The sequence below is a fragment of the Pseudoalteromonas sp. L21 genome (assembly GCF_021728035.1).
Taxonomy (GTDB): Bacteria; Pseudomonadota; Gammaproteobacteria; order Enterobacterales; family Alteromonadaceae; genus Pseudoalteromonas; species Pseudoalteromonas arabiensis.
The window spans coordinates 312,156-327,658 of record NZ_JAKKCV010000003.1; the positions used below are offsets into that span (position 1 = coordinate 312,156).

The 15,503-nt window shown below is 42.4% G+C and carries 12 protein-coding genes; 10 read left to right on the forward strand and 2 right to left on the reverse strand.

Features of this window, described 5'->3' with window-relative positions:
* Positions 1–150 precede the first annotated feature (150 nt).
* The 6 genes from L3V41_RS10280 to L3V41_RS10305 all read left to right on the forward strand — a co-directional run bounded on the left by L3V41_RS10280 (position 151) and on the right by L3V41_RS10305 (position 9,006).
* A complete protein-coding gene (locus L3V41_RS10280) occupies positions 151–1,581 on the forward strand; it encodes a peptide MFS transporter (RefSeq protein WP_062570492.1) in 1,431 nt (476 codons plus the stop codon).
* 115 nt (positions 1,582–1,696) lie between these two features.
* Positions 1,697–4,420, forward strand: a complete 2,724-nt coding sequence (locus L3V41_RS10285) for a metallophosphoesterase (RefSeq protein ID WP_237127667.1) — start codon at positions 1,697–1,699, stop codon at positions 4,418–4,420.
* 315 nt (positions 4,421–4,735) lie between these two features.
* On the forward strand, positions 4,736–5,782 hold the full coding sequence (gene hppD, locus L3V41_RS10290; RefSeq protein WP_055021474.1) for a 4-hydroxyphenylpyruvate dioxygenase: 1,047 nt from the start codon (positions 4,736–4,738) through the stop codon (positions 5,780–5,782).
* Between the two features lie 155 nt (positions 5,783–5,937).
* Positions 5,938–7,251: a fumarylacetoacetase gene (fahA, locus tag L3V41_RS10295; RefSeq protein WP_237119480.1), complete on the forward strand. Its 1,314-nt coding sequence runs from the start codon at positions 5,938–5,940 to the stop codon at positions 7,249–7,251.
* 131 nt (positions 7,252–7,382) lie between these two features.
* Positions 7,383–8,528, forward strand: coding sequence for a M23 family metallopeptidase (locus L3V41_RS10300; RefSeq protein ID WP_062570797.1), 1,146 nt, complete (start codon positions 7,383–7,385; stop codon positions 8,526–8,528).
* Positions 8,518–9,006 carry a polymer-forming cytoskeletal protein gene (locus L3V41_RS10305; protein WP_062570489.1) on the forward strand — a complete coding sequence of 163 codons (489 nt, stop codon included), beginning with the start codon at positions 8,518–8,520 and terminating at the stop codon, positions 9,004–9,006. The genes L3V41_RS10300 and L3V41_RS10305 overlap by 11 nt, the downstream gene beginning before the upstream one ends.
* Here the strand turns inward: L3V41_RS10305 and L3V41_RS10310 are convergent.
* Positions 9,003–9,479 carry a hotdog fold domain-containing protein gene (locus tag L3V41_RS10310; RefSeq protein WP_062570488.1) on the reverse strand — a complete coding sequence of 159 codons (477 nt, stop codon included), beginning with the start codon at positions 9,477–9,479 and terminating at the stop codon, positions 9,003–9,005. The genes L3V41_RS10305 and L3V41_RS10310 overlap by 4 nt on opposite strands.
* Before the next feature lie 188 nt (positions 9,480–9,667).
* Between L3V41_RS10310 and L3V41_RS10315 the strand changes: the two genes are divergently transcribed.
* The 4 genes from L3V41_RS10315 to L3V41_RS10330 all read left to right on the forward strand — a co-directional run bounded on the left by L3V41_RS10315 (position 9,668) and on the right by L3V41_RS10330 (position 14,078).
* Complete coding sequence (locus tag L3V41_RS10315) at positions 9,668–10,837, forward strand: multidrug effflux MFS transporter (RefSeq protein WP_237127668.1); 1,170 nt, start codon at positions 9,668–9,670, stop codon at positions 10,835–10,837.
* 200 nt (positions 10,838–11,037) lie between these two features.
* Complete coding sequence (locus tag L3V41_RS10320; RefSeq protein WP_193988557.1) at positions 11,038–12,876, forward strand: S8 family serine peptidase; 1,839 nt, start codon at positions 11,038–11,040, stop codon at positions 12,874–12,876.
* Between the two features lie 96 nt (positions 12,877–12,972).
* On the forward strand, positions 12,973–13,605 hold the full coding sequence (locus L3V41_RS10325) for a LysE family translocator (protein ID WP_062570796.1): 633 nt from the start codon (positions 12,973–12,975) through the stop codon (positions 13,603–13,605).
* Between the two features lie 8 nt (positions 13,606–13,613).
* The gene (locus L3V41_RS10330) at positions 13,614–14,078 is read left to right on the forward strand and encodes a methylglyoxal synthase (protein WP_062570485.1); all 465 of its coding nucleotides are present in this window, start codon (positions 13,614–13,616) and stop codon (positions 14,076–14,078) included.
* Between the two features lie 19 nt (positions 14,079–14,097).
* Here L3V41_RS10330 and yegD read toward each other — a convergent pair whose 3' ends face one another.
* Positions 14,098–15,465 (reverse strand): molecular chaperone, encoded by a 1,368-nt coding sequence (gene yegD / locus L3V41_RS10335; RefSeq protein WP_237127669.1) that lies wholly within the window; start codon positions 15,463–15,465, stop codon positions 14,098–14,100.
* Positions 15,466–15,503 lie beyond the last annotated feature (38 nt).

A 15,503-nucleotide genomic window follows, 5' to 3' on the forward strand; every position in this document is an offset into this window, starting at 1 on the left:
GTGTCCCTTACCTTCAAGTTCAAAACTTGAGCAACAAACCATTATCTTAGCTGCATCTAAAACATGGCCACCCGTTCATTTAATAAAAACTAGAACGACCAAAGCAAAAATAATAAGGCCTCAATAAAAACTTAGAGTTAGGAAGTAAATATGAGTTCATTACCTAAAGCAGGTGACTTTTTAGGGCATCCTAAAGGGCTGTTCCTGTTGTTCGGCACAGAAATGTGGGAACGATTCGGTTATTATGGCATGCGCGCTATTCTAGTATTGTACTTAGTTGCACTTGTTCAAGAAGGTGGTTTCGGCTGGTCAAATGCTGATGCTTTGAGTCTTTACGGTACTTTTACAATGGCTGTTTATATCACACCACTATTGGGTGGTTGGTTAGCAGATAACGTTTTAGGACAACGTAAAGCTATTATCCTTGGTGGTTTACTAATGGCTGCCGGCCATTTCACAATGGGTATTCCACACGGTTACCTTGCAGGCCAAGAAGAGAACGTTTTTTATATTGGCTTAACCTTACTTTGTTTAGGTAATGGTTTATTTAAGCCAAATATCTCTACTATGGTGGGTGACTTATATAAAGAGGGTGATCAACGTCGTGATGGCGCATTCACTATCTTCTACATGGGTATCAACCTAGGTGGTGCATTAGGCCCACTTATTGCGGGCTATGCTGCCGCAGCAATGGGTTGGCAATGGGGCTTCATCGTAGCCGGTATCGGTATGGTGATCTCTGTACTTATGCAACTTGCATTAAGTAACAAATACTTAGGCGATATTGGTGTTGTTCCATCAGCTAAGCTTTCACAAGCTCAGTCTGAATCAAACACTAAAGAGCCACTTACTAAAGTTGAAACTGACCGCATTAAAGTTATTTTCACCATGAGTGTATTCAGTATCATTTTCTGGATGGGCTTTGAGCAAGCAGGTGGTTTAATGAACCTGTTCGCTAACGATTACACTGACCGTATGCTATTAGGCTTTGAAGTACCTGCTTCATGGTTCCAATCATTAAACTCAATTTTCATCATCGTTTTTGCACCGTTAGTTGCTATCGTTTGGTTGAAGCTAGATAAGCGTGAGCCTAACTCACCTGTTAAGTTCGCTATTGCACTTATTTTCTTAGCACTTGGTTTCATCACAATGATTTTTGCTCTAATGACACAAGGTCAAGGTGACAACCTGCAAATTAGCATGATGTGGCTGGTTCTTTTCTACCTTTTCCATACCTTAGGTGAGTTATGTTTATCACCCATTGGTTTATCAATGGTGAGTAAACTTGCGCCATTACGTTTAGCATCAATGCTTATGGGTATTTGGTTCTTATGTACAGCTGTTGCTAACAAGATTGCAGGTTTCGTAGGTTCATTCTTAGGTGAAGGCGAAGAAGCTGTTGATAATGCAATGGGTATTTTCATCGGCTTAGGTGCTACAGCAATCCTATCTGCTGTCATTATGTACTTACTGAGCGACAAGCTAGTTAAGTGGATGCATGGTGCCGAAGGCCATCATGAGCCGCAAACAACTGAACACATTCTAGCTGAAGAGCTAGAAGTAACTGCCGAAAAGCAGTAAAAAATATTCCCCCACAGCGCCCGCTGTGGGGTTTTTCTTTATTAATGCTATATCGCTGTCCGCAATACTGATACTATGATTTGATAATAGTTTGTATAGGTTTGGAAGTGATACAGTGCGCTTTTTCAATCAACTCTTAATCATTTTTTTTACCACATTACTGCTTGTAGCCTGTGGCGGCGATAAAACAACGAAAGAGGTTGCCACCACCCCAAGCCAGTCTGGTTTAATTATTTCAGTCAGTTCAGGTTTTTCCGAACAATTTGCTAATGGTAGTGTACGCCTGAATGCAGATAGTAATACCGTCTCTACCGATACGACTTTTACCTATACTGAAACAGCAGCAACCACAGCAGATATTGAGCAAAACATTGTCTCTGCAAGACATACTTTCAGACCGAATAATTTAGTATTCTCTAAATCATTAACCCTTTCTATAAAACTCCCCCAGCAACAAACCAACCTCGCATTTAGTATTGTTATGCTACAAGATGAGCAGTGGCAACCTCTGACAACCAATTTCAACGAAGAGGGCTTTGCGGAAAGTGAAATTACCAGCTTTGGTACCTACGCATTAATGTCGCGCAGCATTCCTGCAATCAGTAAAACAATTGGCGAACAATGTGTTGATACAGCAAGTTCACAAACAGTGCGCTTTATTCATGTTGCTGATTTACACGCGCGCTTTGGCTTTAAAGAGCACTTATTCAGCCGTATTCGTAGTTACTACGATAATGCCAAACTGGAAAACCCAAACACTTTGTTCACCAATGGTGGCGATGATTATGAAAAAGGCACCGTAGCCGAGCAAACTTCACAAGGCTTAGCCACGGTCGAGGCAATAAAAGCCATGGCCTTTGACGTACGCGTGATTGGTAACCACGACTATGCATGGGGACCAGAGCAATTACTTGATTTTGCTGATGACGATAATGCCATCGTGCTTTCAAGCAATACTGACTATGAGGGTAACAGTGATACGCCGTTTGCCGGTGTCGATTTTTCAGTTGTGCAAGTAGGTTGCCTTCGCATCGGTTTTTTTGGCATGACTTCCGTGCCTTGGAATGAACTTGATGAACCTATTGAAGACGAGCCAATTCCTGATTTTATCGCTAATTTCAAAATGAATTGGCAATGGCAAGAAGTGGCTGAGCAAATTGTTAACCAGTACCGCCAAGATGTTGATTACATGGTCATGGTGAGTCATTTAGGTGAAGGCACAGACACTCGCATTGCGCAAAACGTGGCGGGAATTGATTTAGTACTGGGTGGCCACACCCATGGTGGTGAAAGCTATCAAACCTTAGATAATGGCAGTATTGTTATTCAGCCAAACTTTTTTGCACAAGGCCTAACTGATCTCACGTTAACCTTTAACCTTGAAGACAATACGCTCGCTGATGTTGATTACAATACCGTACCAACAACCAGCATTACCAATTTAGATGAGCGCACGAAAGCCGCCATCGATGAAATCATGGGCCGCTACGCCCCTGATGCAAATACCGAAATTGCCGTTTCAGAAAATTACCCAAGTGCAGAAGAACTCATTACTATTACAGCCAAAGCCACGATGCAGCAATTCCCTGCTATTGATGCCGCACTGCTAGATGCAAGCCAAGTGCAAGATCGCTGGCTTCCAGGCACCTTAACTCAAGAAGACTTTCATGCGGCGTTTAAGGTTGAACGTCAGCCATCGAATACCCCAGGCTTTAATTCAATGTATCAAGTCGCGGTGACTGGCAGCCAATTAAAAACCATGCTTGAAAGCCAGCCTGAATGGGTCGCTTTAACGCCTGATAACATCAGTGATGCAACCACATACCAAGTTGCTCTATTTAAAGGCCCTGCGCTCAATAGCGAATTATTCTTCCCTGCTCTGCCAAACTTAGACGCGCAATTAGTCGCTGAAAGTTGGTGGCTGCTTGATAACTACGCACGAGCACGCACTAGCCAATGTTTATACATCGACACTGATAACACACTTAACGCCTGCAAAACTGACGATGCAGTGACAGTATGGAATTTTAATAATCCTGAGCAAGGTTTTAGCAGTGACTTTGGCCCTGCAACACTTAGCTTTTATGACCCTGAAGAAAAAAATTGGGGGCCAGAGAATAGCCAATTTGCAACCACTACTGAGCTTGCAGTTGCTGATTTACCAAGTGGTGCCTCAGGTGTATTGGCGTTTTCTCGCCACAGCCCAAGCCAAGGCTTAACACTTACAGCCAATAGCCCTGCAAATGGTGACTACCAAACTGACGGGTTTATTTCAGATTACACGCTGGTGATGGATGTGCTTTGGCCAGAGCAAAGCACCAATGAATGGCGTGCATTACTACAAACAGATCTCACTAATAGCAATGATGCAGACCTTTACGTTAACCGAGATAATGCCATCGGTATCGCCACGCGTGACAGCGGTTATTTTGGCGAGCTTTTGGCAAACAGCTGGCACCGTATTGCCTTTGTGTTTTATGCTGCCCCAAACAATGGCGCACTAAAAATTTACCTTGATGGCGAGCTCATTGGTATTAAAGACGAAGGCGAAGTCAATGAGCGCTGGGCAATCAACAGTGCAGCGTTACTTTTAACCGATAATGACTACGAAACTAAACCAGGGTATTTAAATGCACTCCTCTTTGCAGGTCGCGCTATGACAGACGCCGAAATTGCAAACATGGGTAGTGCGCAGCAGCAACTCAACTTCACGCAGTCTACTCGCACCTTAAACCAAGTAGTTGAGCGACATTATCAAGCTGCACCTCAAATTATGAATAACCCTTGGTTACAACAGCGCAGTAAGTTTTTTAACAAAGCACGCCAAACTGTAAACTAATCTATACATTCAACTTAATAAAAAAGGCCGTCCAAGGCCTTTTTTTACGCCTGAAAAATCTATTACTTTACCTTTAAATACATATAGATAAATTAAAAACAACATACCAAACACTTGCCTAAATGGTGACCCATTCACCGCCTCAGATAGTGCAATAGCTAAAATTAAAATCATTGTCCCATTTAATTTACAAAGGGGGCGTTAGCTAAATAACGCCGAGATCTTCCCCTTATCGGTTTTCTGGTTAATCATCCGCTCATTACAGAACAATAATTCTTTTTTAGCGCAGTGCTTATAATTGCGGGAGTAATGACAATGAGCGAAGTAAATAATCCGTTAGGCCTAATGGGCATTGAATTCACTGAATATGCAACACCTGATGCAGATTACATGGACAAAGTGTTTACTGATTTTGGCTTTTCTAAGCTAAAAAAATTCAAGGGTAAAGACATTGTTTACTACAACCAACATGACATTCATTTCTTACTAAACAATGAGCGTGAAGGTTTTTCTGCTGAATTTGCTAAAAGCCACGGCCCAGCAATCTGTTCTATGGGTTGGCGTGTAGAGAATGCACAAAAAGCATTCGAAGTTGCTGTTGAGCGCGGTGCAAAACCAGCAACAGACTCAACACATAAAAATTTACCATACCCTGCTATCTACGGTATCGGTGATAGCTTAATCTACTTCATCGAACAGTTTGGTGATAAAGGCTCTATCTATGAGTCAGATTTCGAAGACTTAAGCGAGCAAAACATTGTTGAAGACAAAGGCTTCATCCGTATCGACCATTTAACCAATAACGTATATAAAGGCACGATGGAAACATGGGCTAACTTCTATAAAGACGTATTTGGTTTTACAGAAGTTCGTTACTTCGATATTAAAGGTCAAAAAACAGCGTTATTATCTTACGCACTTAAATCTCCGTGCGGTACTTTCTCGATTCCAATCAATGAAGGTAAAGATAACAACAACAACCAAATCGATGAGTACTTAAATGAGTACAATGGTCCGGGTGTACAGCATTTAGCATTCCTTACTAACGACTTAGTAAGCTCACTTGATAAGCTTGACCAATCAACGATTGCAACGCTTGATATCATCCCTGAGTACTATGACACCATTTTTGACCGTGTGCCTTGGGTTAAAGAAGACAAAGAGAAGATCCGTAAGCACCAAATCTTGGTAGATAGCCAAAGCGAAAACTGTTACTTACTGCAAATCTTCTCGAAGAACCTATTTGGTCCTATCTTTATCGAGATGATTCAACGTGTAGATGACGGCGGTTTCGGTGAAGGTAACTTCCAAGCACTCTTCGAATCAATTGAACGAGATCAAGAGCGTCGTGGTGTAATCTAAAGCACCCTGATGTCTAAAAAGCAGCGTGTGGTTTGGGTATATTCACACGCTGCTTTTTGTCGTTTTAAATTCTGTTTTAAACTAACTGTTTAAATTGCGTTGATTGCCTCCATATAGATAACTAATAAATCAGCGCGAACAAATAAGGAAAGAGTATGAGCCTAATTAACGAAACCCACGATATTAATCTAAAAAGCTGGGTTGCATCTGCTAACGAAGCGAACTGTGACTTCCCAATTCAAAACCTTCCTTTTGCAGAAGTACGTCGTAAAAATTCAGACGAAGCGTTCCGTGGCGCTGTAGCAATCGGTGACCAAGTTATCGATTTAGCAAAAGTAAACGAACTTGGTTTATTCTCTGGTGATGCACAGGTTGCCGTTAAAGCAGCAAGCCAAGCTACATTAAATGAATTCATGGGTCTTGGTCAGCAGTATTGGTCTGCACTTCGTCTTGCGCTATCAAAAGCACTTCGTGAAGGTGCTAGTGAGCAAGCACAATTAAGCGAAGCACTTATCGCTCAAGCAGACATCGAATTTGCGCTGCCGTGCCGTATTGGTGATTACACTGATTTCTATACCTCTATTTACCACGCAACAGCGGTAGGTAGTTTATTCCGTCCTGATAACCCACTTCTACCTAACTACAAATGGGTACCAATTGGTTATCACGGTCGTTCATCATCAATTGATGTTTCAGGTCAAACGTTCCACCGCCCTAACGGTCAAACCAAAGCGCCAGATGCAGAAGTACCATCATTCGGCCCTTGTAAACGCCTAGACTACGAACTTGAGTTAGGTATTTACCTTGGTAAAGGTAATGAACTAGGCGATGCAATTGCCATTGAAAATGCGGAAAACCATGTATTTGGTTTCTGTGTATTTAATGACTGGTCTGCACGTGACTTACAAGCGTGGGAATACCAGCCCCTTGGCCCATTCCTTGCGAAAAACTTCGCATCGACGGTATCACCTTGGATTGTTACGACAGAAGCGCTGGCACCATTTAGAACAAACTGGACACGTGACGAAAATGATCCACAACCAATGGACTATTTAGAGTCAGCGCATAACCGTGAGTTTGGTGCATTCGATATCAAAATGGATGTGCAACTAGAAACTGAAAAGATGCGTGCAGCTGGCGAAGCACCAACACAGGTATCTAAATCAAGCTTCAAACATTCATACTGGACAGTGGCGCAAATGGTCACTCACCACACAGTAAACGGCTGTAACTTCCAACCAGGCGACATGTTAGGTTCGGGTACGCAATCAGGCCCTGAGCATGAAGAAGCTGGTTCATTACTAGAGCTATCGCGCGGCGGCAAAGAAAAAATCACTCTTGCTAATGGCGAGCAACGTGCTTTCTTAGAAGACGGCGACAACGTAATTATGCGTGGCTGGTGTGAGAAAGAAGGCTTTGCACGCATCGGTTTTGGTTCTGTTGAAGGAACAGTACTGCCTGCAAAATAACGGTATAACAGCATAGTTAAGGGCCATTTGTGCCCTTTTTTGCTGCTTTTTTTCTTGAGTTACAATTTTTTTCTGGCTTTTTTAGTTCAGATTGTTATCTTAGCTCGGTATTTATCCAATTTTTGCACGCCATGTTTGTTAATATTAAGTCCTTTTATCGTACGTTTTTTCCAGCTAGACAGCTGCTGATCCGTCAAAATGGCGAAGTAAAACACCTAGTATTAGCACCTTGGGTTCAACTAACTGCATTACTTGCTTTATTAACAGCTGTGACGTGGTTAAGTGTTTCTACTCTGCAAATTATCTCCCAAGCCGATAAAATTACAGATATAAAACAAAGCCAGCTTAGCGAACAGCAAGCATGGCAAAAACAGCATCAACAACAACAAAACGAATACACTAAGCAGCTTGAGCAGCTAGCGGTACTTGAACAAAAACAAGCTTTACTGCAAAGTATGCTTGAATCTTTGCCTGAATCGATGAGCACAGATACAACAACGGATGACTCAGCATCGCCTATATTGCCAACCAAGCAGCATACTGAAGAATTTCATGCACCATTGGAAGATGAGCCAAATCAAGCCAATCGTTTTAACGCTGTTGCAGAGCGCTTTGCGCGTCTTGATGCTAACTACAACCGCAGCTTTGCCTTACTCGATGAACAGATAACACAACGCCATGCGGCAATTATCGCCATGTTAGAAGGAGCTGGTTTAAACGAAACGTTTGCTTCAGAAGCGCTACATGAGCAAGCAGATACAGCACAAGGTGGACCACTCGATTTATTTGATGAATCAAAAATTCCCGCTGAGTTTTTAGCCGTTGCAGATAAACTCCTCACTCTAAATAACCTAGAAAACCTGTTAAGTGAGTTACCACAAACGCTTCCGGCAGCAGATTACTATATTTCAAGTAGTTTCGGGCTTCGTAAAGACCCGATGAACGGTCGTCGTGCATTCCATAAAGGTGTCGACTTAGCAGGCTGGCATAAAACAGAGATTTTCGCCCCTGCAGATGGTACTGTACTTCGTGCAGGCCGCAATGGTGGTTACGGTAACTTTATTGAATTACAACATAAAAATGGTTTCGTAACCCGCTTTGGTCATTTAAATAAAATTAAAGTAAAAAAGGGCCAAGCCGTTACTAAAGATGATGTGATTGGTTTGATGGGAAGTACTGGTCGCAGCACAAGTACGCATCTACATTACGAAGTTCTAGTTAATGGCAAACATGTCAACCCTGTAAAAATAACAAAGGCGCTTACTCGTGTTCGGTAAAAAAAAACAAACAACAACTAGCTCAACAAACTCATCGTTAAAAAGAACAAACCTTACCCCTTCAATTATCGCAGAAGACATGCGTCTAACTGGCTCTATCACCAGCCAAGGTGAAGTACAACTTGATGGTCGCATTGATGGTGATCTGCGCGTTAAGCATCTTGTAATAGGCAGCTCAGGTATGGTTGAAGGTGTTGTTGAAGCTGATAGTGTCGTTGTTAAAGGTAAAATTATCGGCTCATTAATCGCAAATAAGGTCGTTATAGAAAGTACTGCTGAGGTCCATGGTGATGTGTTTCACGACACATTGAGCATCGAAGCAGGTGCAATTATTGAAGGTAGCCTTAAGCACCGTCACGAAGAAGATAACATTGCGCCTATCAAGCCAGAAAGCGAAGAGGGCTCTCCCTCTTCAATCCTTGCAGATGATGACAATGATCTCTCATTTGTGAATAAACAGGCCGCCGATAAATCCTAGCCCTTCTTAGCTGTTACATACATTGTGATATCCGCGGTGAATACTAATTCATCGTGGTTATTGTAGACCTTCACCGGTACAATCAAATCTTGCTTTTCTAGCCATTCTCTTGGCACATCTATCTTTGCGATAGCACGCATATCGGTGTCAATTTTTGCTAAATAATTAACCGTCATCCCTTTTGGTATCCAGCGATGCGTTTTTGCAGGTACGGTTGCATCAACCATCAAGCCAGCGCATAGCTCAGCCACATTACACTGTGCGATTGCATGGATAGTTCCTATGTGATTATGGATTGCCCGGCGATTTTTGACGGTTGCACTGCAATACCCTGCTGTTAAATCTGTGATTAATGGCTTTATTGAGCCAAAATAAGGAGCTTTAAAACACACAGCCTTACTAAACAGCCAGTTACCTTTTGGCAATGACTGACATCTAGACCAAATTTTTAATAATGATGATTGTGAACTCACGACAGTGTATCCATTATTTTTATTATGTAAGTGAAAAAACTAACACATCAGACCAGATAGCGAAATGGAAATTTTATGTTAGCAAACCTTCTTTTCCTAAATGACTACGTATGTACCTCAGATAAATAGATATCAACGCTTTTCTTTTCTTTAACGGGCACATAAAATATTGCTTTAAAGGAGAGCTAATGCAGTCACAGCACAGAAACCTGAGTTTATTATTCATCCTTGGCCTATTGGTCATTTTTTGCCCTCTAGGTATTGATATTTATCTTCCAGCATTCCCTACCATTGCTGAACAACTCAATGCATCAGAAAAGCAACTTCAGCAAACAGTGGCTATTTTTATGCTAACAGTGGGTCTTGGTCAGCTAATTGCGGGACCACTTGCCGATAAGTTTGGCCGTAAGCCTGTGGCTATTACCGGTGTTACGATTTATGGTCTAGCGGCATTCGGGGCCTATTTGGCTCCAGACTTTACCACGTTGATGATCGCAAGGGCATTACAGGGCTTGGGAGCATGCGCAACTTTTGTCGTCGCTTTTGCAATAGTCAGAGATAAATTTGGTAGCGAACGTAGCGGTCAGATCATTACTTACTTAAATGGTATCGTTTGCTTTATTCCTGCCCTCGCCCCTATTCTAGGCGCTTGGTTAACCGTGCAATTTGGTTGGCGAATGAACTTTTTATTTATGGCTGGATTTGCGCTTGTCAGCTTGTGTATTGTTTTATTACTCTTCAAAGAAACACGCCCAACAGATAGTGTTTACAGAGGCCATATTCTCGACCTAAGACGCTTTATACCGATTATTTCTACACCGCTGTTTTTATTTCATAGCTTAATTTGTTTAGTCACGATGTCGGCTATTTTAGTCTTTGTGACCCTCGCGCCAGGCTGGCTAATCACTGAACTTGATGGCAGTGTGGCTGACTTCACTTTTTGGTTTACCTGTAATGCTGCTTTGAGCATTCTTGCCAGCTTTATTATGCCCATGTATATCAAAAGACAGCCCAAACGTGCTTTAAAAGCTGGACTTTTATTATTAGTGTTATCCGGGTGTATTATGCTTGCTCTTAGCCAACAACGCTCAGCCTTAGCTTTAATGTTTCCTATGTTTATTGCCGCCTTTGGCTATGCGCTAACACTCGGCTCATCTGCAGGGCGAGCGCTAAGTTTATTCCCAAAACAAGCTGGAACAGCTTCTGCACTAGTGGGTCTTATGCAAATGAGTGGAGCAAGCTTTTTAGTATTTTTAACCCAGTTACTGGAGCTAACAACGCCAGTATTGATTAGCCTGCACTTTCTAATGCTCATTCCATTTGCCTACTTACTTTTTAAATACAAACAATTATCATAACAAGATGGGTAAATAAGAATTATTATACTCTATTTACCCGTTTAGCCTTCCCGTTATAACTAAATGCTATTAAAGAACTGTTTCTAGAACATTTTATTCCGATTTTTAGTATAATTAAACTTGTACCTGCGTAGTTATTAAATTATTGTTTATACAAGTTAACAAAAGGTTAACCTTAATACACGTTTGGGATACAAAATATGAAAAAGAATAAACTAGCTTTAGCGTTAATCATCAGCGGATTGTGTGCAGCAGGAACAGCCAACGCAGCAGATGATCGTTACATCATCCAAGTAGACAATAACAAAAAAGGCGTTGTGAAAGCACTCGCAAAAAAACTGGGCGGTGATATCAAAGTTGATGGTAATGGTTTTATTGCAGCACAATTCTCCGGTCACGACCTAGCAAGTATAAAAGGCTTGCTTAACAACCCTCACATTAAACTAATTGAAGAAGATCAAAAGCGTATACCTATGGCAGTATACAATGACGATGCTGGTAATCCTATGCAGCAGCAGTTAACACCTTACGCGGTTTATCAATCACAGGCTGATCAGGTGACGTTTGATGCGAATGCGGGCATGAAAGTGTGTGTAATTGACTCTGGCCTAGATGCAACCAATCCAGACTTCATTTGGGGCAACATTACAGGTGATAACGACAGTGGTACTGGTAACTGGTTCGATAATGGCGGCCCGCACGGTACTCACGTAGCGGGTACTATTGGTGCTGCAGATAACAATATTGGTGTTGTCGGTATGGCACCGGGTGTAGCAATGCATATCATTAAAGTATTCAATGCTGAAGGTTGGGGTTACTCATCAGATTTAGCGCACGCAGCGGATTTATGCTCTCAAGCAGGTGCGAATATCATCAGCATGAGCTTAGGTGGCGGTGGTTCAAATAGCACCGAATCTAACGCGTTTGCTAATTTCACAAATGCTGGCGGCTTAGTTGTTGCTGCTGCTGGTAACGATGGCAATAGTGTCCGTTCATACCCTGCTGGTTACCCTTCAGTGATGATGGTGGGTGCCAATGATGCAAACAATCAAATTGCCGACTTTTCACAGTTCCCTAGCTGTACTTCAGGCCGTGGAAAACGTGCAACAACAGACGAAACAATCTGTGTCGAAGTAACCGCAGGTGGGGTTGATACACTTTCTACTTACCCTGCAGGTATGGCAACGTCAGCTAGCTTAGCAGCTGATGGCGCAGGCTTTGCTACTTCATCAATGGAAAACTCAGGGAATGCATCAGGCACGGCTTATTACATGGGTACTGCTGAAAGTATTGATGCGGGCGCAGCGGGCAAAATTTGTATGATTGACCGCGGTAATATCTCGTTCTATGACAAGGTAAATAACTGCGAGAACTCAGGTGGTATCGGTGCTGTTATCATCAATAACGAAGCGGGTATGTTATACGCTACATTAGGCGATACAAATGATACCAGCATTCCAGCTGTAGGTGCTGCACTTGAAGACCGTTCAGCGCTTCTTTCAAGCACAACGATTGATATCGCAATTGGTACCAGTGATTATGGTTTCATGAGCGGTACATCAATGGCAACACCTGCTGTTTCAGGTATTGCAGCACTCGTTTGGTCTAATCACACGGAGTGTACTGGTACAGAAATCCGTGATGCCCTTAAAGCAACAGCAGAGGATCAAGGTGCTGCAGGTCACGACGTGTACTTTGGTCACGGTATCGTTAAAGCGGCTGCAGCAGATGCATATCTCACAGCAAATGGTTGTGCTGGCGGCAATGATGGTGGCGGCACAACACCTGGCAGCGATGCTATCAATCTTTCAACATCAGGTTATAAATCAAAAGGCACTGCCTATGTTGATTTAAGCTGGCATGGTGCAGCAACAAGTACTGTTGATATCTATCGTAATGGCAGCAAACTGGGCTCTATGGCAAACACCAATAGCTACACAGATACCATTACAACTAAAGGCGGTGGCTCTTACACTTACCAAGTATGTGAAGCGCAAAGTACAACTATTTGTTCAAATAACAGCACTGCTAATTTCTAATCTCCTACCCTACGAGATAAGCGGGCCATGATGCCCGCTTTTTCTTTTTCTGTAAGCTTGTTAGAATCAGCTATCCATCTTTTTTATCTTATGCCAATGATTAATCCCGAATTTTTGCTCTCGTTTCTCGGCGCCAGTTTTTTGATTGCCGTAGCTCCTGGGCCTTCTAACGCATTTTTAATGGCACAAACCTTTGCCAATGGTAGAGCAGCGGGCCTGCAAAGCGCATTCGGATTTGCACTTGGCGGCGTTGTGCACACCTTTTTTGCCGTCATTGGGTTAACAGCCATATTAAAGGCATCTGCAGTCGCTTATACCACAGTACAATACTTAGGTGCTGCATACCTTTGCTATTTAGGGTTAATGACCTTAAAAAGTACTTTTAATCAGCCTGAACCACATTGCGACGAAAAACCTCATGTCAGTACCAGTAAAAAGCAAAATGTGATGTTTCAAGCCATGATGACCGAAGTACTCAACCCTAAAGTAGCTTTGTTTTTCATTGCCTTTATTCCACAATTCGTCGATCCGAGTTTATCATCAACGACATTTCAACTCGCATTTTTTGGCCTACTCTACCCACTTTTTGCTTTTCCAATCGACTGCACGTATATTTATTTCGGCGATAAAATTGCCAGTTACTTTCGTGAGCATCCACAAACCCAAATTTGGATTGATAGGATCACTGGGCTGGTCTTTATAGCCTTAGCAATTAACCTACTAATTTAAGAGCACTTATGGAACAAAAACAACAAGCCTTACCTGCCAAGAAAAATATCGCCCTTGTTGCCCACGATGGTAAAAAAGCGGCACTGCAAGCGTGGTGTGAAAAGCATCAAGGTATTTTAAGCAAGCACACACTGTATGGTACAGGTACAACAGGCCATTTAATCGAGCGCACAACAGGGCTTGAAGTCATTAAATTATTAAGTGGTCCAATGGGTGGCGATCAGCAGTTAGGTGCTAAAATTGCTGAGCATGAAGTGCATATGTTGGTCTTTTTCTGGGATCCACTCGCATCACAGCCGCATGATCCAGATGTAAAAGCACTCCTACGTTTAGCCGCTGTGTGGAATATTCCTGTCGCCTGTAATGAGGTCAGTGCCGATATGCTTTTAAGCTCACCCATGATGGAGAGCGAGCTTAATCGCACGCTACCTGATTACGAGAAATACTTAGCAACACGCCAAGTTACGTTGTAGTCTTTATAAATGAGCACATTTAGCGATATAGCTTATGTGCCCATTTAGTCAAGCCAGCAGTGACACTGCCAAAGTGATCCCCATTGAGCATCTTAATTCCACCTAAGTGAGCTTTTAACGCCGCTTTAATCAATGGCGACTGAGCACTGCCTCCAGTTAAATAAATGACGTCAGGTGTTGTACCAGCATCCGCTATAGCTTGTTTAGCTAGCGTTACTATCTGGCTTATAGAGTCATCTACCGCTAAAGATAGATCATTTAACGTCAAGCACTGACTTAACTCTGGGTCTAAAAACCCTAAATCAGTGGTAAATTCGTTGCTTGACGAGAGTGCAATTTTTGCCGCCTCACCCTGCTGTACTAATTGGTGGCCTTGCTTATTTTGTTGCAAATGAATTAAGCGCTTAAATAACTCAGGCTGTTGCACTTCACGTAGTTGTGTAACAAGGTCTCGATGGTGTGCATCACTGTAAAACAAGCTTTGTAGATTAACATCATTGATTTTACAGGCTTGCCAAAACGGCTGATTAGGCAGTGGAAGACCCGATTTAAACTCAGTGCCTAAACCAAGCAACGGCATTAACCCGTGAAAGCTCAGCGCGATATCTAAGTCATTACCGCCAACACGTTTCCCGCTGTGAGCTAAAAAGTCGTTATCACGACACTCACTTTGTCGAAAGCTCGGCCCCATTTGTACAAATGAACAATCGCTGGTACCCCCGCCAATATCTACAACCAATACTTTTTGGTCTTCCTGCAATGAAGTTTCATAATCAATCCCTGCCGCTAGCGGCTCATATAAAAACGACACCTCTTTGAATCCAGCACGCTTTGCTGCTCGCTCCAAAATTCCTAGTGCTTGTTGATTAGATTCTTCACCACCAACTGATTGAAAGTTTACCGGTCGTCCAATGACCGTTTCTGTTAATGACTCTTGCAGTGATTGCTCGGCGCGCTGTTTAATTTTTAAAATCATCGCCGTTGCAATGTCTTCAAAAAAGTTAATTTGTCCTTGTTTCAAGCCAACCGCGCCAAAAAATGACTTAGGTGATTTAACAAAATAACCTTCCTCAGGAAACTGCACATATTCACTAATGGCTTCACGACCAATAAATAAGGTCTCATCGCCTGCTTGGATATCTAAGTCGGATTTAACGCGAGGTAAAGTATTAAGGAGCGCTTGACGCTGAGTTCTAAAGTCGTGCTCAAATTGGCTCCCAGCTAAGTGCTTTGCTACAAAATCAACAACCAACACGCTGTGATGAGTATAAAGTGTTGAAGGTAAATAGTGTTTGCCTTGCTCAAGTGGCACTAAAGAGACTTGTTGCTCATTATTCATTACACCGATTGCGCAATTAGAGCTACCATAATCAAAGCCTGCAAACATCGTCTTACCTATACATCAATAAAAAGGCCGCGAAATTT

Coding starts and splice junctions, on each gene's coding strand:
- L3V41_RS10280 (WP_062570492.1), top strand. CDS start 151: ATGAGTTCATTACCTAAAGCAGGTGACTTTTTAGGGCATCCTAAAGGG.
- L3V41_RS10330 (WP_062570485.1), top strand. CDS start 13,614: ATGGAACAAAAACAACAAGCCTTACCTGCCAAGAAAAATATCGCCCTT.
- L3V41_RS10315 (WP_237127668.1), top strand. CDS start 9,668: ATGCAGTCACAGCACAGAAACCTGAGTTTATTATTCATCCTTGGCCTA.
- L3V41_RS10320 (WP_193988557.1), top strand. CDS start 11,038: ATGAAAAAGAATAAACTAGCTTTAGCGTTAATCATCAGCGGATTGTGT.
- fahA (WP_237119480.1), top strand. CDS start 5,938: ATGAGCCTAATTAACGAAACCCACGATATTAATCTAAAAAGCTGGGTT.
- L3V41_RS10325 (WP_062570796.1), top strand. CDS start 12,973: ATGATTAATCCCGAATTTTTGCTCTCGTTTCTCGGCGCCAGTTTTTTG.
- L3V41_RS10300 (WP_062570797.1), top strand. CDS start 7,383: ATGTTTGTTAATATTAAGTCCTTTTATCGTACGTTTTTTCCAGCTAGA.
- yegD (WP_237127669.1), bottom strand. CDS start 15,465: ATGTTTGCAGGCTTTGATTATGGTAGCTCTAATTGCGCAATCGGTGTA.
- hppD (WP_055021474.1), top strand. CDS start 4,736: ATGAGCGAAGTAAATAATCCGTTAGGCCTAATGGGCATTGAATTCACT.